The 16,844-nt window shown below is 61.7% G+C and carries 23 protein-coding genes; 8 read left to right on the plus strand and 15 right to left on the minus strand.

Annotated elements, in window-relative coordinates:
• A partial coding sequence (locus QZ189_RS07460) for an FGGY family carbohydrate kinase (RefSeq protein WP_296421443.1) occupies window positions 1-152 on the minus strand: 152 nt, incomplete at its 3' end.
• A 100-nt stretch (window positions 153-252) separates the two neighbouring features.
• Between QZ189_RS07460 and QZ189_RS07465 the strand changes: the two genes are divergently transcribed.
• The 3 genes from QZ189_RS07465 (at window position 253) to QZ189_RS07475 (ending at window position 2,180) form a co-directional block, all read left to right on the plus strand.
• Window positions 253-1,293, plus strand: a complete 1,041-nt coding sequence (locus QZ189_RS07465; RefSeq protein WP_029626312.1) for a mechanosensitive ion channel family protein — start codon at window positions 253-255, stop codon at window positions 1,291-1,293.
• A 63-nt stretch (window positions 1,294-1,356) separates the two neighbouring features.
• On the plus strand, window positions 1,357-1,593 hold the full coding sequence (gene rpmB / locus QZ189_RS07470) for a 50S ribosomal protein L28 (RefSeq protein WP_010317109.1): 237 nt from the start codon (window positions 1,357-1,359) through the stop codon (window positions 1,591-1,593).
• A 26-nt stretch (window positions 1,594-1,619) separates the two neighbouring features.
• Window positions 1,620-2,180 (plus strand): peroxiredoxin, encoded by a 561-nt coding sequence (locus QZ189_RS07475; RefSeq protein ID WP_296421445.1) that lies wholly within the window; start codon window positions 1,620-1,622, stop codon window positions 2,178-2,180.
• Here the strand turns inward: QZ189_RS07475 and QZ189_RS07480 are convergent.
• A complete protein-coding gene (locus QZ189_RS07480) occupies window positions 2,169-2,345 on the minus strand; it encodes a hypothetical protein (protein ID WP_010317111.1) in 177 nt (58 codons plus the stop codon). The genes QZ189_RS07475 and QZ189_RS07480 overlap by 12 nt on opposite strands.
• A gap of 188 nt (window positions 2,346-2,533) precedes the next feature.
• Between QZ189_RS07480 and QZ189_RS07485 the strand changes: the two genes are divergently transcribed.
• Genes QZ189_RS07485 through QZ189_RS07495 form a run of 3 tightly spaced genes read left to right on the plus strand, consistent with a single transcriptional unit; the run spans window position 2,534 to window position 5,861 of the window.
• Window positions 2,534-3,973 carry a circularly permuted type 2 ATP-grasp protein gene (locus QZ189_RS07485; protein ID WP_296421434.1) on the plus strand — a complete coding sequence of 480 codons (1,440 nt, stop codon included), beginning with the start codon at window positions 2,534-2,536 and terminating at the stop codon, window positions 3,971-3,973.
• Window positions 3,967-5,004, plus strand: coding sequence for an alpha-E domain-containing protein (locus QZ189_RS07490; protein WP_296421436.1), 1,038 nt, complete (start codon window positions 3,967-3,969; stop codon window positions 5,002-5,004). Before QZ189_RS07485 ends, QZ189_RS07490 begins: the two co-directional genes overlap by 7 nt.
• The gene (locus QZ189_RS07495; protein WP_247478557.1) at window positions 4,989-5,861 is read left to right on the plus strand and encodes a transglutaminase family protein; all 873 of its coding nucleotides are present in this window, start codon (window positions 4,989-4,991) and stop codon (window positions 5,859-5,861) included. Before QZ189_RS07490 ends, QZ189_RS07495 begins: the two co-directional genes overlap by 16 nt.
• Window positions 5,862-5,865: 4 nt before the next feature.
• Here QZ189_RS07495 and QZ189_RS07500 read toward each other — a convergent pair whose 3' ends face one another.
• From QZ189_RS07500 to QZ189_RS07530, 7 genes are all read right to left on the minus strand, one after another.
• A complete protein-coding gene (locus QZ189_RS07500) occupies window positions 5,866-6,342 on the minus strand; it encodes a redox protein (RefSeq protein WP_247478559.1) in 477 nt (158 codons plus the stop codon).
• Window positions 6,343-6,461: 119 nt separating this feature from the next.
• Window positions 6,462-7,664 (minus strand): glycosyltransferase family 2 protein, encoded by a 1,203-nt coding sequence (locus QZ189_RS07505; protein ID WP_296421438.1) that lies wholly within the window; start codon window positions 7,662-7,664, stop codon window positions 6,462-6,464.
• Complete coding sequence (csaB, locus tag QZ189_RS07510; protein WP_296421439.1) at window positions 7,655-8,701, minus strand: polysaccharide pyruvyl transferase CsaB; 1,047 nt, start codon at window positions 8,699-8,701, stop codon at window positions 7,655-7,657. The genes QZ189_RS07505 and csaB overlap by 10 nt, the downstream gene beginning before the upstream one ends.
• Before the next feature lie 43 nt (window positions 8,702-8,744).
• Window positions 8,745-8,891 carry a hypothetical protein gene (locus QZ189_RS07515; protein ID WP_247478564.1) on the minus strand — a complete coding sequence of 49 codons (147 nt, stop codon included), beginning with the start codon at window positions 8,889-8,891 and terminating at the stop codon, window positions 8,745-8,747.
• 127 nt (window positions 8,892-9,018) lie between these two features.
• Window positions 9,019-9,330, minus strand: coding sequence for a thioredoxin family protein (locus QZ189_RS07520; protein WP_247478566.1), 312 nt, complete (start codon window positions 9,328-9,330; stop codon window positions 9,019-9,021).
• Between the two features lie 24 nt (window positions 9,331-9,354).
• On the minus strand, window positions 9,355-9,537 hold the full coding sequence (locus QZ189_RS07525; RefSeq protein ID WP_247478567.1) for a hypothetical protein: 183 nt from the start codon (window positions 9,535-9,537) through the stop codon (window positions 9,355-9,357).
• A gap of 252 nt (window positions 9,538-9,789) precedes the next feature.
• Window positions 9,790-10,575, minus strand: coding sequence for a PAS domain-containing protein (locus QZ189_RS07530; RefSeq protein ID WP_296421440.1), 786 nt, complete (start codon window positions 10,573-10,575; stop codon window positions 9,790-9,792).
• A gap of 56 nt (window positions 10,576-10,631) precedes the next feature.
• Between QZ189_RS07530 and QZ189_RS07535 the strand changes: the two genes are divergently transcribed.
• On the plus strand, window positions 10,632-11,432 hold the full coding sequence (locus tag QZ189_RS07535) for an ATP-binding cassette domain-containing protein (protein ID WP_363155532.1): 801 nt from the start codon (window positions 10,632-10,634) through the stop codon (window positions 11,430-11,432).
• A gap of 83 nt (window positions 11,433-11,515) precedes the next feature.
• Here QZ189_RS07535 and QZ189_RS07540 read toward each other — a convergent pair whose 3' ends face one another.
• Window positions 11,516-13,063, minus strand: coding sequence for an alpha/beta fold hydrolase (locus tag QZ189_RS07540; protein ID WP_296415130.1), 1,548 nt, complete (start codon window positions 13,061-13,063; stop codon window positions 11,516-11,518).
• A 29-nt stretch (window positions 13,064-13,092) separates the two neighbouring features.
• Between QZ189_RS07540 and QZ189_RS07545 the strand changes: the two genes are divergently transcribed.
• Window positions 13,093-13,530 (plus strand): NUDIX domain-containing protein, encoded by a 438-nt coding sequence (locus QZ189_RS07545; protein ID WP_296421442.1) that lies wholly within the window; start codon window positions 13,093-13,095, stop codon window positions 13,528-13,530.
• Here the strand turns inward: QZ189_RS07545 and QZ189_RS11155 are convergent.
• The 5 genes from QZ189_RS11155 to QZ189_RS07570 all read right to left on the minus strand — a co-directional run bounded on the left by QZ189_RS11155 (window position 13,500) and on the right by QZ189_RS07570 (window position 16,800).
• Window positions 13,500-14,126, minus strand: coding sequence for a hypothetical protein (locus QZ189_RS11155; RefSeq protein ID WP_363155534.1), 627 nt, complete (start codon window positions 14,124-14,126; stop codon window positions 13,500-13,502). The genes QZ189_RS07545 and QZ189_RS11155 overlap by 31 nt on opposite strands.
• On the minus strand, window positions 14,119-14,610 hold the full coding sequence (locus QZ189_RS07555; protein ID WP_010317187.1) for a WbuC family cupin fold metalloprotein: 492 nt from the start codon (window positions 14,608-14,610) through the stop codon (window positions 14,119-14,121). The genes QZ189_RS11155 and QZ189_RS07555 overlap by 8 nt, the downstream gene beginning before the upstream one ends.
• 177 nt (window positions 14,611-14,787) lie before the next feature.
• Window positions 14,788-15,540, minus strand: a complete 753-nt coding sequence (locus QZ189_RS07560; protein WP_296417814.1) for a sulfite exporter TauE/SafE family protein — start codon at window positions 15,538-15,540, stop codon at window positions 14,788-14,790.
• A gap of 17 nt (window positions 15,541-15,557) precedes the next feature.
• A complete protein-coding gene (locus QZ189_RS07565) occupies window positions 15,558-16,529 on the minus strand; it encodes an SDR family oxidoreductase (RefSeq protein ID WP_296417792.1) in 972 nt (323 codons plus the stop codon).
• An 82-nt stretch (window positions 16,530-16,611) separates the two neighbouring features.
• On the minus strand, window positions 16,612-16,800 hold the full coding sequence (locus QZ189_RS07570; protein ID WP_010317193.1) for a hypothetical protein: 189 nt from the start codon (window positions 16,798-16,800) through the stop codon (window positions 16,612-16,614).
• Between the last annotated feature and the right edge of the window lie 44 nt (window positions 16,801-16,844).

The following is a 16,844-nucleotide window of genomic DNA, read 5'->3' on the forward strand; positions in this document are numbered from 1 at the left end:
GCGGAGGCGTCCTGCTCGACCCAACCATCATCCGGGTAGTGGATGGCAAGCGGCACCTGGGCCGAGGCCACCGACTCGCCGTTGGAGGACACCAGAACGGCGCGAGAACTGCTGGTGCCCTGGTCGAGAGCTAACAGATAGGACTCAGACACAGGCAAAAGGGTTTCCCCACTCTTACGGGCTTCCAGCGGATCTGTCAGGGGCTTGACGCAGCACGAGACAGTGGAAACAGCTCAAAAGTCGCATCTGCCGATGACCTCGCTCTGGAGTACTGCGCCTGCAGTGGCGGCCCTACTCGGCGGTGGGTTGCTGTCCCTTCTGGCAGCAAGGATCTTTGGGATCTTCTTCGGTCGTCTGACACGGCGAACGCGAAGCGAAACCGATGACTTCATCGTTCAGGTCATCACGGACACGATCCCAATCCTCGGCTGGGTCATCAGCGCCAGTTGGGCCTGGTGGCTGCTGCCGACCTCTCCGGAGGCGGATCGGGTGGTCTTCACCATCTCGAAACTCATCCTGGTGGTGTTCCTGGTGCGGCTGGTCAACCGCATCAGCCTGCGGTTGCTGCAACGCTCCGCGGCCCACAGCGGAGATCCAGCGGTCGGCAACATGCTCCGCGCCCTCGCGCCGATGTTGCGGGCGTTGGTCTGGTGCGTCGGCGCTGTCCTCTATCTGCAGAACATCGGTGTCCAGATGGCTGCGATCTGGGCTCTGCTGAGCGCCGGTGGCATCGGGGCAGGCTTGGCCTTAAAGCAGCCGGTCTCTGAATTCTTCGAATACATCACCATCCTTCTCGACAAGCCCTTCCAACCCGGTCAATTCATCCAAGTCGGAGAGGTCTGGGGAACGGTGGAGAGGGTGGGGGTGCGTTCGACCCGTCTGCGCAGCATCAACGGCGAAGCGATCGTCATGAGCAACAGCGCCCTGACCAGCTCAGTGGTGGCGAACTATGGGGAGATGCAAGAGCGGCGGCTGATCTATCGGCTGGGGGTGACCTACGACACCAGCCACGCCGTACTGGAACGGATCCCTGGCCTGTTGAAAGCGATCGTTGAGCAGGGGGGCGATGCCCGCTTTGACCGGGCCCATTTCGTGGCCTTCAACAGCAGCAGCCTTGATTTTGAGTTGGTCTATTTCGTTCCTTCGAACGACTACGTCCAGGCGATGGAAGCCCAGCAACGGATCAACCTGGCGATCGTCCAACGCTTCGCCCACGAGGGCATTGAGTTCGCCTTCCCGACGCAGACCTTGCACCTGCACAACTGCACTGAGGCCTTGGGTTCTGGGGTGTGACCCGACTTGCTATGGTGGGCGCTTGGGCAATTTGCCCGAAGTTGTGTTTTTAGAAGATCGGTCATGTCCCGGGTCTGCCAACTCACCGGCAAGCGCGCCAACAACGGCATGGCCGTCTCCCACTCGCACATCCGCACGAAGAAGCTCCAGCAGGTGAACCTGCAAGAGCGCCGTCTGTGGTGGGCTGAAGGCAACCGTTACGTGAAACTGCGGGTCTCCACCCGTGCCCTGAAGACCATTCAAAAGAAGGGCCTGGGCGCCTACGCCAAGCAGCTGGGCATCAACCTGGCCAAGATCTGAGCTTCAATCCTGGGAGTTCTCCCAGGATCAAGTTGAACCGCCGCAACCTGCTTGTTTCGTTTGGTGCTGCGGCCTTAGGCCTGCTGGGACTCCCCCGGCAGGCCTTTTCGATGGGAGGGACCCTGCCCGATCTCGATCAACCGGCCCCTGGCTTTGGGCTCTCCGGCGTGGTTCCAGGCGAGGGGGGGGCCGTCGAAGCCGTACGCAGCCTGAGCGATTTCAAAGGGCGCTGGGTGGTGCTCTACTTCTATCCCCGAGATTTCACGGAGGGGTGCACCTTGGAAGCCAAGGGCTTTCAACGGGATCTGCAGCTGTTCCATGCCCGCAATGCGGAAGTGGTCGGAATCAGCGCAGACGACACGGACTCCCACAAAGAGTTCTGCGGAAGCGAGGCGTTGACCTACCCGCTGCTCTCTGATCCCGGAGGAGAAACCAGCAAGCGCTACGGCAGCTGGATCCCGCCCTTCTCCCAACGTCACACCTTTTTGATTGACCCAGAAGGGGTTCTCAAAGAGCGCTGGTTAGGGGTACGGCCCCTAGGCCACAGCCAGGAGATCCTGAAGCGGCTGGATGAGCTACAGGCCTAAGGCTGCGCGCTGCTCCAGCAGCCTCAGGTGGGCTTGACCTGCAGGGAGGCTGTCGCAGAACAGGCAGTTGTCCTCAAATCGCACTTGATAAAGCTCGCCTTCGCTGGAGCGCAGCTGATAGATCACTCCCCCTTGGGGATCGACCAGCACAGGGACCTGGGCCATGGGTCTTCAGGAGCAACGAGCAGAGGCTGGCTCGGCGATTGAACCCTTGCCATAGGTGCATCAACTCATCATCCGTAGCGACCACTACAGGTGATGCGGGTGGCCACGAACCGGGGTGGACTTTGGTAGCGAATGGAACCTGAAGGGGTCTGACTGCTCTGCATGCTTGCCCCAATTCCACTCGAGCAATGTTTACCGAGTACAGGCCAAAGAAGGGATATGACGAATACTTCAGTGCCGCCGAAGGCCCTCGCTCCGGCCTCAAGCCCCTGGTGAACTCCCTGGGTGCACTCGGGATCGAGAAACTCAACCGCAATCACGCCGCCGCTGGAGTCCTACTGAAGCGACTCGGGGCCACCTTCAGGCTGAATGATTCGGGCGGACGCGTGGGGGAACGGATCCTGCCATTCGACCCGCTGCCACGCTTGATTCGCTCGAAGGAGTGGGAGCGTCTAGAGCGAGGACTGTCCCAGCGCCTAGAGGCGATTGATCAATTTCTGGGTGACATCTACGGCGAGCAACGCATCATCCGAGATGGGGTTATTCCGCGGGAGCACGTGGAAAGTTCCCTGGGGTGGAGGCGCGAGCTTCAAGGGTTCAAGCCCCCCCTGGGCAAATGGTGTCAAATCTCCGGGCTTGATCTGATCCGTGATGGAGAAGGAACCTGGCGCGTCCTGGAGGACAACCTGAGATGTCCTTCTGGTGTCGCCTATTTCCTGGAGAACAGGAGGGTGATGAAACGGATGTTCCCGAGCCTGTTTAGTGGCCGGGTCGTCCAGCCGATTGATCGCTACCCCTCCCAGCTGCTGCAGACCCTGAGGGAGCTGGCGCCCTGGACCGACTCCCCCCGGGTCGTCCTCCTGACCCCCGGGGTGTTCAACAGCGCCTATTTCGAACACAGCTATCTGGCTCAACAGATGGGCATTCCCCTCGTCGAGGGCAGGGACTTGGCCTGTGAAGACGGACGTGTATGGATGCGCACGACCCGTGGATTGGAGACCGTCGATGTGATCTACCGGCGCATTGATGATGACTTCCTCGATCCCGCCGTCTTCCGAAGCGACTCAATGCTGGGGGTCCGCGGACTGATGGAGGTCTATGCCCAGGGACGGGTGGCGATTGCCAACGCTCCTGGAACTGGAATTGCCGACGACAAGCTGATCTACGCCTATGTGCCGGAGATGGTGCGCTACTACCTCGGGGAGGAAGCCATCATCCAAAACGTCCCCACCTACCTCTGCTCTAAAGCTGAAGATCGGGCCTATGTCCTAAGCCATCTACGGGAGCTGGTGGTGAAAGCCGTCTCGGAAGCTGGAGGCTATGGGATGTTGATCGGACCCCATGCCAGTGACGAGGAGATCCAAGACTTCGCCACGAAGATCGAGGCCAATCCGCGCAACTTCATTGCCCAACCCACCCTGGAGCTCTCCACCGTCCCCTCCCTCAGTGACGGCGAGCTCTACCCCTGCCATGTGGATCTGCGGCCCTACATCCTGCGGGGCAAAACCACCTGGGTCACACCAGGCGGGTTAACCCGCGTGGCCCTCAAGCGGGGATCACTGGTGGTGAATTCCTCCCAGGGCGGCGGCTGCAAGGACACCTGGATCGTGGAGGACGCCCCATGCTGAGCCGCGTCGCGGATTCCCTCTATTGGATCAACCGCTATGTGGAGCGGGCCGAGAACATCTCCCGCTTTGTCGAGGTCAGTGCTGCCATGGCGCTGGACTGCCCCCCTGGTAGCGCAGAGCCCTGGCAACCCCTGATCGATGCCAGTGGTCATCGCTCTCTGTTTGATGCGCTCTACCCCGGTGGAGGTGAGCAGCAGGTTCTTGAATTTCTCATCCGCGCTGAGGCCAACCCCAACAGCATCGTCAACTGCATCGCGCTGGCCAGGGAAAACGCCAGGCAGATCCGGGACGTCATCACCAGTGAGATGTGGGAGCAGCTCAATGGTCTCTACTGGACCCTGGTCGAGAACGACGGGTTTTGGGAGGAGCCGACCCCAGAGCAGCTCAGGGAGATCCGGCGTGGCTGCCAATTGTTTTACGGAATTACCGATGCCACCCTCAGTCGGGATCTTTCCTGGCAGTTCAGCCGACTCGGTCGGCTGATTGAGCGGGCGGATAAGACCACTCGCATCCTTGATGTGAAGTACTTCCTTTTGCTCCCGAGCCCTGATGACGTCGGCGGGGTACTCGACGAGTTGCAGTGGATGTCTCTGCTGCGCAGTGCTGGCGCTTATCAGATGTTCAGGCAATCCAACGTTGGGGTGATTTCACCGGAAGCGGTGGCGTCCTTCCTGCTGCTCAATCCCCTCTTCCCGAGGTCGGTGCGCTACTGCCTCGAGCGGATCCATGAGACGCTTCAGGTGATCGGGCGCGATGCCGCCGCGGGGACGCCCGACGACCTCGAGTGCATGGTGGGTCTGACGCAGGCCCGCTGGAGTTTCAGCAAAATTGAAACGCTGATCGCAGGTGGCCTCCATGAGGCGATTGATGGTCTTCAGCAGGACCTCAACCAGCTGCACAATCTGATTCACGCTCGCTACTTCGTGCTTCCGGGCGGACTGAGCCCCGAAGACACAACAGTGATCCCCGTGAGCTCCGCCTCCCTGTCCACCACCGCTTCCGGTCAAGACCTGGCATGCGCGCCCGCTTAATTCATCGCTTCGACTACCGCTACAGCCAGCCCGTGCTGCTGGGACCCCATCGTTTTTGCCTGCGGCCCAGGCCCCATGGGTTTCAGCGTCTGATCGATTTCAAACTGAGCATTGAGCCTGAGCCGAGCCAGCTCTATGAGCTGATGGCAGCAGGTGGCGACACCATCACCCGGGCACGGTTTCTCCAGGAAACCGATTGTTTTCAGGTGGTGGCCACGAGCGAGGTTGAGACGTTCACACCACCCCTGATCGAAGCCTGCCTGGACGAAACGATGTTGAACCTGCCGCTCGCCATCGGCAGGCTGAACCCCGATCTCATGAGCAACCTCCAAGGCTGGTTGCCCAACGGTCAACATGATGCCGCCGCTGTCGATCTGGCCCAAGAAGCCCTCACAGGCAGTGATGGCAGCTGCCTGAGCTTTTTGCAGCAGCTGATCGAGATCATTCAGGACCGCGTCAAATACACCGAGCGCCATCAAGGCCCCGCTTGGCCTGCGGGCCGGACACTGAAGGAGCGGATCGGCTCCTGCCGTGATCTCGCCATGCTGATGATCGAGTGCTGCCGCAGCGTTGGACTTCCAGCCCGGTTTGTCAGTGGCTATCACCTTGTGGAGCCCAAACCTGAGCGCTACGACCTCCACGCCTGGACGGAGGTCTACCTGCAGGGAGCAGGCTGGCGAGGGTTCGATGCCAGTGGCAAGGGGGCGGTGGATGATCGCTACATCCCCGTGGTGACCTCTTCGAAATCAGATCTCACGGCGGCGGTCAGCGGCACGTTTTCAGGGCCGACGGGGGTTCAAAGCACGCTGAATTGGGAGATCCAGGCCGAAATCCTCTGCTCGGCCCAGTCCCGTTGAACGCCTACCAGCTGACGCCATGCAACTTGGGCAACGGCGCTGAGCGAAAGGTGGTCGCAAACAGACGAGGAATGAGTCGACTGTTGTAGACGCGAAACTCGCGGGCAACGCTGGCTCCAGGATCACGGATTGCCTGATTCAGCACGACCGATCCCTCCTCATCCGAGATCGAACGGTGGAAGGTTCCGGGCGGAATCCGGAGAATGTCACCACCGGTTTCTAGGCGAACAATGTGATACGGATAATTCCAGCCGAAGTTCACCAGATAGAACAGGCGGCCCCCGGTCAGAGCGAGCAGATTGTCCTCTTGATGGGGGTGGAGATAAAACTGCCAGGCGCCCGTGTTGGGCTCATCCGGTGGACTAACGGCCGGTCCGCTATGGATGACCAGATCCCGCGCGTTGGAGTTGTCGACGGTGATATCGAAGAAACGAACCGCAGGGGTATCGCGGAACTTCTCGTAAGGGATCAGCTCAAACATCTGAGCTTGGGTCGCTGTTCCTGACGACATGCTGCGTCCGTGGGATAGCCCAATGAACCGCACTCCCTGGTCTCCAGGGCGTGTACAGCACTACGCAATTCAGGATTAGCGCCTAAGCGTCAGCCCTCGAGCTGGCGCCCACGCCAGGTCCAACCACGTCCGGTGGTCGTCTTCCAAATACTGGCGGGCACGATGGCCGCAATCAGCAACGCCCCAAGCCAACTCAACCACCAGAATTTGATCGGTGTGCCAAAGCGCCAGGCACTCCACAGACGGATCGCCAAGACCAGGGCGATGGAGCAGCCCACAGCCCAAATCGCCATTTGCTCAATCGGACCGCCAAGCCATCCCTGCAGCAACAGAGCAACGGCGCTGAACCAGGGAGCGGCAAACAGCAGCAACACCACAGCGACACTGCCAACGGCTTTGAACCAGTTGCGATCAACCCCCAGAAACCAGTTTTTGGTCCAGCCTTCCCACAGCGCTGCCAAGGAGCGATACATCTGCAGGTCGACAAGATCAACGCCAAGCAGATAGCGCAGACTCAGGCCGGCCTGCTTGACCGCTCGGGCCAGGGCCAGATCTTCGACCACCTCAGCGGCAACAGCGCGATGGCCTCCAATCGCCCGATAGCTGGAATGGCGAAAGAGCATGAAGGGACCAGCAGCAAACGCCGTTGGATCGTTGGGGTCGTTGCTGCGCCGAATCGGAAAACCCAAGCCCAACAGGGTGGCCACAATCGGCTGCACCAACCATTCCGCAAGACAACTGCACTGCAGCCGGGGAGCCAGGGTCAACAGATCGCTGCTTTGACTGCAGGCCTCTTGAAGGGCAGCCTCAATCACCCCGGGCTGCAGGCGCACATCGGCATCGAGAAACAGCAACCATTGCCGCGATGCCGTTCCATCGGGCCAGGGCAGCTCCGAACCGATGGTTGCTGGCCAATTCTTGCCGGACCAGCGCTCACCACTGGGGCGCGCTCCGGCCTGCACAATCCGCCAGTGGAGATCAGAACGGCTGCAGCTCGTGCGGCAGACCTCAGCTAAGGCCTGGGTGTCATCGCTCGAGGCGTCATCAATCACGACGAGTTCGATCGGCCAGTCCGGCGGGCAGGCCGCAACGATCGCCCCAAGGCATCCCTCGATGTTGTCGTGCTCGTTGTAGGCGGGCACGAGAATCCGCAGCCACCCGCAGTCTTCGGGGCACTGCTGCGAATCCGTCTTGGTCAGCCTTGGGGCACGGCCCAGTTGCAGCTCCAAAGCCAGCAGGAGTACAAGCAAGCAGAGACAGCTCGCAGCCGCCAGATCCAGAATCAGCGACATAGGGCGGCACGCAGGATGCGTCGATGCAGCTCCACCGTCGAGCGGATCGAGGCGATCACCCTGCTCGCCGGAGGACCATCCAAGCTGCTGCGCCAGAGCGTCAAGCACTCCTCAGCAGTCCGGCCGCGCTGGCGCAAGTCCAAGGCCTCAGACTGGAGTTGATCAGCGCAGGCCTGGACCTTGGGGTCGTAACTCAGGGCGCTGACCGGAGCCCCGGAGAGGGCCGCCAGAATCAAGGCATGCAGGCGCATCGCCAGAACCAGACCAGAGGAGCGAAACACGGCCATCGCCTCCCTGGGATGGCTCGCGCTGAGTTGGCGACTGCGCCTCGATAAGCGCTCGGGCATCAACCCCTCCCGGCGGAATTGCTCCAACAGATCAGCGTCCTGGTTGCGATGGAAAGGAAGCCACAACACCTCGCGGTCTGCCTCTGTGGATAACTGGTCCAGGGCCTGGAGATAAGGACTCCAATCACTGCCCTGGAGCAAGGGCGTTGGCCGCCAGCAGACCACGATTGGTCCACCACGGCCGAGCCACTGCTGCTGCGGCAACATCCAAACCGCATCCGCAGCGTGCTCGCCGTCGCACCCCAGACGGCGAGCCAAGGTCGCCGATTCAGGATCACGCCAACTCACGGCAGTCGTCATCTGGAGCAGCAGACGCACCAGGGCCCGCGTTCGCTTGCGTTGAAGTGGACCGAGTCCCTGGGCCCAGAGCACCACCGCCTTGCCCTGGAATCGGGCGGCGGTCATCAAGCTGGCGTAGTAGATCAGGCTTTTAAAACTGGTGCTGTCCTGCAGCAGGCTTCCGCCGCCCAAGACCAGGGCATCGCAGGCTCTCAAACAGGAAAGAACGGCCTTGAGGTCACGGCGCTGCACCGTCTCGACGCCGTGCAACTGCCGCACCTGGTCCTGGTCAAACGCGGTGACGACAGGCGTCCAAGCTTCAGGCAGCTCCCCAAGGACAGCCTGCAACAAGGCGTCATCGCCAAGGTTGTGTTCGCCGTAGTAGCCGCAGAGCAGAACGGACTGAGGCACACCACTGCATAGCGCGATCACCAGCTTCGCATCGCCTGAAGGACTAGGCGGCTGCGATCAGGCGCTGCCTCAGCAGCGGTAATTCTTGGTCAATCCGTTCACGGGCGTGATCCAGGGAGGTGCAGGTCCCGAGGGACAGACCGCTTCGGTGCTGAATCGCGTAGCAACGGGTGTGATCGGCTTGATCCATCAGAGCAATCCGGCAGCCCCGATGGATCCAGGCTGGTGACGGCTGCGACTCCACCTTCAAGCACCGCTTGTCTAAGCCAATAGAACGTTTCCGCGGGTAGGGATCAAGCGATCCCCTGGAAGAAAGTTCAAAGATTGGGCAGGAGTGCCGCGAGTTTGGTGCGGAAGTCACCCTTGGGCATCCCGCCTTTGAGTTCACCGTGGATCATGAACTCACCGTCGGGGTCTTCCACCACGAGGTAGGTCGGCCAGCCCATTCCTTCCTTGTTGGGATACTGCGCAAGCAGGACCTTTCTGTATCTGCGATAGGTCTCGGTGTCCTGCAACATCACGCTGACAAAGCTGCACCCCAGTTCTTCAGCAACCTTGCCGTCGTAGTGGCTCATCCGATGGCAGGTGCCGCAATCCTCGGAACTGAACTTGAGGACTGTGGGTGCCATGGCGAGGACTGCAGTGCCGGCAACTTAATGGCACTGATCGAGGCTGATGTCGCCGAGGAAACAAAGATCGAGAAGACGTTGCAGTGCAGCCGCCCGCGACGGAAGACCCCACTGTTCCTTCAGGGCATCCAAGCGAGCCAGGTGAACTCGGCGAAGATCGCAGCTGACCTTGATGCGCTCATCACCCAGAAAAGGAAGGCTTTGCATCTCCCAGGCCTATCGCTGTCGCAACGATGCCCGCGATCAAGGCGATGTCAACGAACGGCGGGGATGGTCAGGTAGGCCGGAGCAAAGCTGCAGGCCAAGGCGAGTTGCCGCAGCGGTAGGCCAAAGACCGTGCTGACGAAATCGATGGCAACGCGCGAGAGCAACGGAACACCGCTTGTGCCGCAATTGTAAAGAGACGTGAAGCAGCTCTCAGCTTGCAGGGTGTCAGGTCAGCAATCGGCCGAAGCCCCTTCAGCGATCGAGCTTGTCAGCCAGCGCCCTGGCCTCTTGGGCAAGTTGACGCTTCAGCAGCACGCGATCAGTCACGTCCCGCTGGACCGAGACCCAGTGGGTGTACCAGCCCGAGGAATCGGCCAGGGGCGCCACCTTGAGCTCAATCCAACAGGTGGATTGATCGCGGCGGTAGTTGATGACCTCCATGGACGCTGGCTTCCACTGATCCATCGCCGAGCGCAGTGCAGAGGTGCTCTCCTTCGAAGTCTCTGGACCCTGAAAGAGCCTCGGACTCCTGCCGAGCACCTCGTGAAGCGCGTACCCGGTCTGATCCAGTAGTGACTGGTTGGCGTAAACGATGACAGGACCCGGGGCATCCAAGGGTTCAGCCAAGGTCACCAAGACGGCATCTTGCGCCGTGTCCAGGACCCCCTCGAGCAAACGGCGGTAGGCGTCTTCGTTGGTTTCCTCGGGGGCCGCATCGAGTCGTTGCGCCCGGCGCCGGAGGATGCCAACGCCAAAGCCAGAGTCACAGGCAAACAGACGGAGGCGGGTGGCCAGCTCAACCCCCGTTGGATGGGGCAGAGGCAGCACATGGTCCCGCGGCCCCTCAGCTAAACGCCGGTGTTCCTGGACGATGAGATCAGACAACTGCGGCCAGCACTCGCCAATCGCGCGGCCGCACCATTCCTGGGAGTGGTGGCCCAAGCGCTGTTGAGCCGTGCGGTCGACATGGGAAATCTGGCCATTGGCCCCGCAGAGCACCAAGCCATCTCCGGGCTCCAGCAGGAAAAAAGGCTGCATGGGGCTGACCCTAAAGAGCCGGCCCGTACCGATGCTGGAAGCAGTGTCCGATGTTCATGAGCGCGACCCCCTATTTCGAGGCCATCTCCGTTGAGGCCTGGCTTGGTGCCAGGCGAGTGTTCAACGATCTGACCCTGAGCTTGCAACCGGGGGAACCCACGGTGCTGCTGGGTCCCAATGGTGCGGGCAAAAGCGCCTTGATCAAGTTGATCAATCGTCAGCTCTACCCCGTGGTGAAGCCGGGCTCTGAGCTGAAGCTCTTTGGCAGCAGCACCGTCAACCTCTGGGATCTGAGGCAACGCATCGGCCTGGTCTCCAGTGACCTGCAGAGCGGCTACATCCCAACGGTGCCAGCGGAAGACGTTGTTCTCTCCGGCCTCTTTGGCTCAGTCGGGCTAGGCCGTCCCCAACGCCCAACACAGCAGCAACGGGCAGAAGCGCTGAACCAGCTCGAGCAGCTTGGATTGGCTGATCTCCGTGGTCAGCCCTTCGGTCATTGCTCGGATGGGCAGCGACGGCGCTTGCTACTCGCCCGCGCAATGATTCATCAACCCGAGGTGCTGGTCCTCGATGAACCGATCAATGGCCTCGACTTCAAGGCCAAGCACCAACTCCTGAACAGCCTGCGGCAACTCAGCAGAACAGGAACCACGTTGCTGCTGGTGACGCATCAACTAGAGGCCGTGATCCCTGAGGTCCAGCGGGCTGTCCTGATCAAACGCGGGCAAATCGTGGCCGATGGTCCTGCCCCGGAACTGCTGACGAGCGCAAGCCTCAGTGACTGCTTTGACACCCCGATCACTGTTTTGGAGGAGGGGGGCTGGCGCCAAGCCGTACCCCGAAACAGCGAGGCATAAAAAACAGCCCAGGCAGGGCTGTGTGAGGAGGCTTCAGCGCCATCGAAGCGAAGCCAGTGGCAACGGGCGATGGGTAGATCGACTCAGCTGTCCGATTGGATCGCGGTCGAGACGTCCTTGAGGGGAATCAATGGATGGCCCCAAGGGCCTGTGCCAAGCAGTGGCGGCGCGCCGGCTGACGGGGAGAGCGCGGGGCCGGCTTGATAGGCCGCCTCAACCCAGGCCAGCAGCAGCGGACCCAGCACCCCTCCATTGGCCTGCTGACCGGGGCGCAGATTGAAATGATCGCCCCCTTTCGCCAAAACCAATTGGTGCCCGAAGGGCACGGCCTGGCGCATCGGTGTGATTGCCTCGGGGTCAGGTGGCACAACCCAGTCATGGGTGCCACTCACGACCAGAAGACGTGCACTGGCGTTGCGCAGTTGCGGAACCGAAAACAGCAGTGACATGGGCGGCGAGACGGCCACGGCTGCAACGACCCGCGGATCGCGAAGGGCGGCCTGATCCACGCCATCGAGCCAGCTGCACTGCAGGGTCCAGCTCAGATTGCGCTGTGGATCACTGGTTTGCGGGCATCGCTTCTTGAGCGTTGTCGCCTGGGGCACCAGACCCGCCTGCTGCAACGCCGTCGTCGCCCCCCAGGAGTGACCAATGACAACCACAGCGTTGGCGTTGACCCCAGTCACACCGCTGAGTTGACCAGCAGCCACCGCATCTGTCACCGCGCTGAGATCGCGAAAGCGCAGGGCCAGCTCAATGGGCTTCGGGGGAGGAACCGCTCCCTTCAGCATCAGGGCCTGCTCCTTGTTATCACTGCCGGGGTGGCGGGGCAGGGCCACGGTGTAGCCCCTGGAGGCCAGCAAAGCCCCCCAGGACGCGAAGTTCTTGGGACTATCCCAGAGGCCATGGGAGATCAACACCAATCGCCCATTGCCCCCTTGCGAGGGTTCAACGAGCACCACCTCCAAGGGCCGTGTGCGATGGGGCACCGCAAGACGCACCTGCCGTTGTCGTACCGCTGGAGATGACGACGGTGCAGGAGCCGTTGGCAGCAGATCAGGTGGGGTCTGGGCGAAGAAGCTGTTGGCCTGGACGCGTTGGGCCAACATGCGCCCCAGGATTGCTTTGACCTGGCCGAGGTTGAAGCGCACCCGCTGGCCAGGAAGGGCCTCGATTAATTCGACCAGGGTGGGCTCACCACCAGTGGCGTTCACCCTCGCCCGATCCAACGCCTGACGAAAGGTTTGCCCCGTCAGATCGGGATCTCGCCCCTCGATCGTGCCGAGGGATGAGACCACCAAAAATGCTTGCTCGAGCAGAGGTGAGCCAACGGATCCATCGGCTAAACGAATCATCGAGATCGGAATCGGTCGCTGGAGCACCTGCATCAGCAGCTGACTCACCGCTCCGTCCGAGGCCCGATCCAATTCCGCCAGGTCGCTCCGTCCCGCCATGAGGGCACTGGGACTTTTCAGTTCGCTGACCTTGACGCTGAAGCTGGAGCGCAACAGGGGAAGCTCAATCAGAACCTCCTCAATGGCGCGTGCCGGCGCTGTCCAGAGGGGGACAGCGGCGGCGGCAAGAAGCGCAAGGCTGAGCCGCTGCAACCAGTGGAAACTCGACACAGGCATGGCCCCGTTGCTCTGACCATCATCCGTGCATGACCCAAGTGCAGGTGGCTCTGGCCGTTCTCGAGCACAACGGCAGCTGGTTACTGCAGCTGCGGGATGACATTGCAGGCATCGTCGCTCCCGGCTGCTGGGGTCTCTTTGGCGGGCACCTTGAGCCCGGAGAAGGCCCCGAGGAAGCGCTGCGCCGGGAACTCTGGGAGGAAATTCGACTGGAGATCGGCACGCCGGATCTTTGGTATGTCTCAAGCCAACCGGGAAAGATCAGACATGTCTTTCGTGCCCGCCTCGAGACGCCACTCCGGGCCCTGGAGCTGATGGAGGGTCAGGATCTCGCTCTCTTCTGCCCTAACGCCTTGCTATCCGGCGGGGCCTTCAGCCCAAAACTGAAGCAAACGCGGCCCCTCGCTGAGTCGACCCGCGAAGCACTGAGCCGCTATCAAACCGAGGAGAGCTCTTCGATGCGGTAGTAGCTGCGCTCATCGGAACAACAGACATCGGCGTAGTAGCGCTCAAGGACGTCGTAGGCCGCGTCATAGCTCTCGAATTCCTGACCAGCGAGCGGATCGCTGGTCGATGGATTGGCGGACTCCTCATCCAGAACGATGCGGAACACGGCCCGGCTCGGTTTCAGCTGCTCGAGCAATGCGCCGTAGGTCAGTCCCTCGCCAAAGGCGCGCATCAAGGGATTGAGACCCATCGTTTGGCGCTCGGGATGCAACTTGCTGACGGGCACCAACCAGAAGGACCACTCGGCCGGATCCAGCGGAGTGGTTTGCCCTGAGAACAGGGCGAAGACCAAGGTGTTCGCCGCCGTGAGGGGAATGCGGAACTGGATGGGATTGGGCTCGTGTTGCTCGGGCGCGCTGTAAAAAGCCGCCGTGGTGATCGACAGCTGCCATTCCTCCATCGGCAGGACCAAGGATTGGAGATCGGCGCTGGGCCGACCTGGTCCCGGGTCGAGCCCCAGCCCCTTCAGCAGCAACCAATGGCAGCTGGCGTCGCGGATCTCATCGGCCAGAAGGTTGGGGGTATTCCACTGCAAAAAGGCAGCCAGTTCAGACATCAAACGAACGCCTCCACTCCAGCTCCTGCTGACCGGATTCAAGCTCGCCTTCCTGGGGAAACCCAGCCAAAAAGTCCTTATCGGCGAGCGGTTGATAAGGACCTTGCTTCAGTTCAAAAATCACCGAATCGGGGGCGAGGGCCACGAGCGAGTGAAAGAGGCCCTCGTCGAGCTGAAGGCCGCGAACGGGACCTGCTGCATCGAGTCGCTCCTGACGCAGGCATGTTCCGTTGGCATCGAACAACAGCACCCCGATCGAGCCCTGAAGCACCACAAAACACTCAAACCCCTCCCCCGTACCTGGGCGGCAATGGCGATGGGGCCGGACGTAGGTACCGGGCTGCATGACATTCAAGAAGCGCTGCACCAGATCGCTTTCCTGATGCAGGTTGAAGTTCATCCGCAGGCGCTCACTGGCTCGCGCCCGTAGAGCCACCGCATCAAAAAGGTCTTGATCAATGAGCTGGAGCCCAGGGGAGGTCATCGACGAAGCAAAGCGCAGGGCAGCAGGTAGCGAGTCACACCGACAGGCCAGTGGATCTCAGCGACTGTTGTGGGAGATGAGATGCGGCCATGCCCGATTGGACTCGACCACTGATCGCCGTCAGTCTGACCAGCTTCAGCGTCGGCCTGTTCACCGCCCTCGGCGGCTGAGCTGAGTTCAGCTCAGTGCCTTCAGCAGCAGCGAGCACCCCATCACCAGGCAGAGCAGTTCAAAGGCACGCTTCACCAGCGCTGCCCCCTGACGAAGGCCGACATGGGCCCCCAAATAGCCACCAGCCAGTGAGCCGATCAGCAGCATCGGCAACCAACTCCAAGCAATCTGCCCTTGGACACCGAGGGTCAGGGCCCCCGTCCCATTCCAAAACAGGCCGACCAAGATCAGCGTATGGGCGACGGCCTTGCCGTAGTCCAGTCCGAACCAGCGCACCAGCCAGAGGGTGACGAACAGGCCCGTCCCCGAGGTCAAGGAGCCATTCAGGAAGCCAATGGCGAAGAGCACCAATGCCCCTAGGGCCAATCGCTCTGTTGTCCAGCTCTGGCCGCCAGAGGAAGCACCGAGCTGAGGGCGACAGGCTGAATACACCCCTAGGGCGATGGTCAGAAGACCCAAGAGAAGAGTGGAGAGTTGGGGCGGTAGCGCCAGAACCGTGCGGGCCCCGAGCCAGACCCCTGGGAGTCCACTGAGCAGGATCAACGCCGAGAGCCGTGCATTCAGGCTGCTCTCTTGCGCATGGCGCAGACTGGCGCCAACCCCCAGGGAGACGCTGGCAACCTTATGGGTCGCCAAGGCCACTGGGAAGGGAAGGCCCATCAGGATCAAGGCGGGCAGCTGAACCAGTCCAGCCCCGCCTCCAGCCAACGCCGAGAGGGCATTGGAGAGCAGGGCCACAGCCAGCAGCCCCAGTTGCATCCCAATCTCCGTGATGCTCAAGGCCTGCTCCGAAATCGGCGCGAGAAGGCCGCGCTGAGGGTGTTAGCCCAGGGCAGCGGCAGGTAGTGGGCCAAGGCCGCGATCAGACGATTCAAGCGTCCGGGGACCACAACGACCTGGCGGCCCTGGAGGGCGCGCTCGGTCCAGCGCACCAGCTGATCAACGGACATCCAGAACACCCCCGGCAGACGCTGCATGCGTTGCTCGACCCCCAGGACGGCGTGGAATTCGGTGTGGACGTAGCCCGGACAGAGGGCCATGACCCGAATCCCAGAGCCACTGTTCTCAGCCGCGAGGGACTGGGACAAGCGGATCAGGTAGGCCTTCACGGCGCTGTAGAGCGTGCTGCCGGGCAGTCCCGGAATCAGGCCCGCCAGAGAGGCGATGTTCAGGATCGTTCCCTGCTGACGCCGCTGCATCTCTGGCAACACCAGCCGCGTGAGCTCCGTCGGGACCTCCACCATCAACCGCAGCATCGACTCCAGCTGCATCCAAGAGGACGCCTCGAAGCTTCCCCGCAGCCCAAAGCCCGCGTTATTGACCAGCGTCTCGACCCAGAGTCCATTCGCCGCCAGTCGCCCTAACAACTGATCGACGGCCCGCGGTTGATTGAGATCCAACGCCACCGGTACAACCCTCGCAGCGGCGGATTGCGCCAGCTCGGCAGCCAGCTCGTCCAGGCGGTCCTGGCGACGCGCCACCAGCACCAACACCTCTGAGTGCTGGGCGAAGGATCGAGCCAACGCGGCACCAATGCCACTGGAGGCGCCAGTGATCACGGTGCAGGGGCGGAACGTGGAATCAGACAGCGGAGCGACAGCCGCTCCGGAATCAACGGTGACGGAGAGCCGCTCAGCGAGTTGCAAGCAGGCATCCATCTCCTGCCAAAGAAGCTCGCGCCGATCGGACGAGACCGAGAACGAACGGTGATGGAGATCCCTGCCGACGTAGCGGAGGGCATCAACCACCCTGCGGCGATCCCCTGGGGTGAGCGCATCAAGCGACCAAGACGCATCCCTCGCTGTTGTCACGCCCATTGAGCAGGAGGACCTACTCGTACATCCAATCGAAGGACTCAGGGTTCGAGGCAGACCAGGACTCCACCTGGGTGGAAGCGGGCTTGAACAGGAGGCGCACAAGGAGGCTGAGCTCCAGCCCCAAGGCCAAGCTCAGCGCCAGAAGGCCACCGGCTGCCACGAGCGCCTGGGGGTGCGCCACCACGGAAAAGGCTTGCTCCATTACCAATGACCTCGATCAATCTCCACTCCATCCCTAGCCACGGC

The organism is Vulcanococcus sp. CPBay_Sum15L08_68 (assembly GCF_017855895.1).
Classification (GTDB): Bacteria; Cyanobacteriota; Cyanobacteriia; order PCC-6307; family Cyanobiaceae; genus Vulcanococcus.

What these genes read in the sequence shown, in the direction of transcription:
- QZ189_RS07515 (WP_247478564.1), bottom strand. Translation starts at nt 8,891, where the DNA reads ATGGATCAAGCCGATCACACCCGTTGCTACGCGATTCAGCACCGAAGC.
- QZ189_RS07520 (WP_247478566.1), bottom strand. Translation starts at nt 9,330, where the DNA reads ATGGCACCCACAGTCCTCAAGTTCAGTTCCGAGGATTGCGGCACCTGC.
- QZ189_RS11155 (WP_363155534.1), bottom strand. Translation starts at nt 14,126, where the DNA reads ATGTCTGAACTGGCTGCCTTTTTGCAGTGGAATACCCCCAACCTTCTG.
- QZ189_RS07480 (WP_010317111.1), bottom strand. Translation starts at nt 2,345, where the DNA reads ATGGCCCAGGTCCCTGTGCTGGTCGATCCCCAAGGGGGAGTGATCTAT.
- QZ189_RS07525 (WP_247478567.1), bottom strand. Translation starts at nt 9,537, where the DNA reads ATGCAAAGCCTTCCTTTTCTGGGTGATGAGCGCATCAAGGTCAGCTGC.
- QZ189_RS07485 (WP_296421434.1), top strand. Translation starts at nt 2,534, where the DNA reads ATGTTTACCGAGTACAGGCCAAAGAAGGGATATGACGAATACTTCAGT.
- QZ189_RS07530 (WP_296421440.1), bottom strand. Translation starts at nt 10,575, where the DNA reads ATGCAGCCTTTTTTCCTGCTGGAGCCCGGAGATGGCTTGGTGCTCTGC.
- rpmB (WP_010317109.1), top strand. Translation starts at nt 1,357, where the DNA reads ATGTCCCGGGTCTGCCAACTCACCGGCAAGCGCGCCAACAACGGCATG.
- QZ189_RS07545 (WP_296421442.1), top strand. Translation starts at nt 13,093, where the DNA reads ATGACCCAAGTGCAGGTGGCTCTGGCCGTTCTCGAGCACAACGGCAGC.
- QZ189_RS07570 (WP_010317193.1), bottom strand. Translation starts at nt 16,800, where the DNA reads ATGGAGCAAGCCTTTTCCGTGGTGGCGCACCCCCAGGCGCTCGTGGCA.
- QZ189_RS07500 (WP_247478559.1), bottom strand. Translation starts at nt 6,342, where the DNA reads ATGTTTGAGCTGATCCCTTACGAGAAGTTCCGCGATACCCCTGCGGTT.
- QZ189_RS07555 (WP_010317187.1), bottom strand. Translation starts at nt 14,610, where the DNA reads ATGACCTCCCCTGGGCTCCAGCTCATTGATCAAGACCTTTTTGATGCG.
- QZ189_RS07535 (WP_363155532.1), top strand. Translation starts at nt 10,632, where the DNA reads ATGAGCGCGACCCCCTATTTCGAGGCCATCTCCGTTGAGGCCTGGCTT.
- QZ189_RS07560 (WP_296417814.1), bottom strand. Translation starts at nt 15,540, where the DNA reads ATGCAACTGGGGCTGCTGGCTGTGGCCCTGCTCTCCAATGCCCTCTCG.
- QZ189_RS07540 (WP_296415130.1), bottom strand. Translation starts at nt 13,063, where the DNA reads ATGCCTGTGTCGAGTTTCCACTGGTTGCAGCGGCTCAGCCTTGCGCTT.
- QZ189_RS07490 (WP_296421436.1), top strand. Translation starts at nt 3,967, where the DNA reads ATGCTGAGCCGCGTCGCGGATTCCCTCTATTGGATCAACCGCTATGTG.
- QZ189_RS07495 (WP_247478557.1), top strand. Translation starts at nt 4,989, where the DNA reads ATGCGCGCCCGCTTAATTCATCGCTTCGACTACCGCTACAGCCAGCCC.
- QZ189_RS07505 (WP_296421438.1), bottom strand. Translation starts at nt 7,664, where the DNA reads ATGTCGCTGATTCTGGATCTGGCGGCTGCGAGCTGTCTCTGCTTGCTT.
- QZ189_RS07465 (WP_029626312.1), top strand. Translation starts at nt 253, where the DNA reads ATGACCTCGCTCTGGAGTACTGCGCCTGCAGTGGCGGCCCTACTCGGC.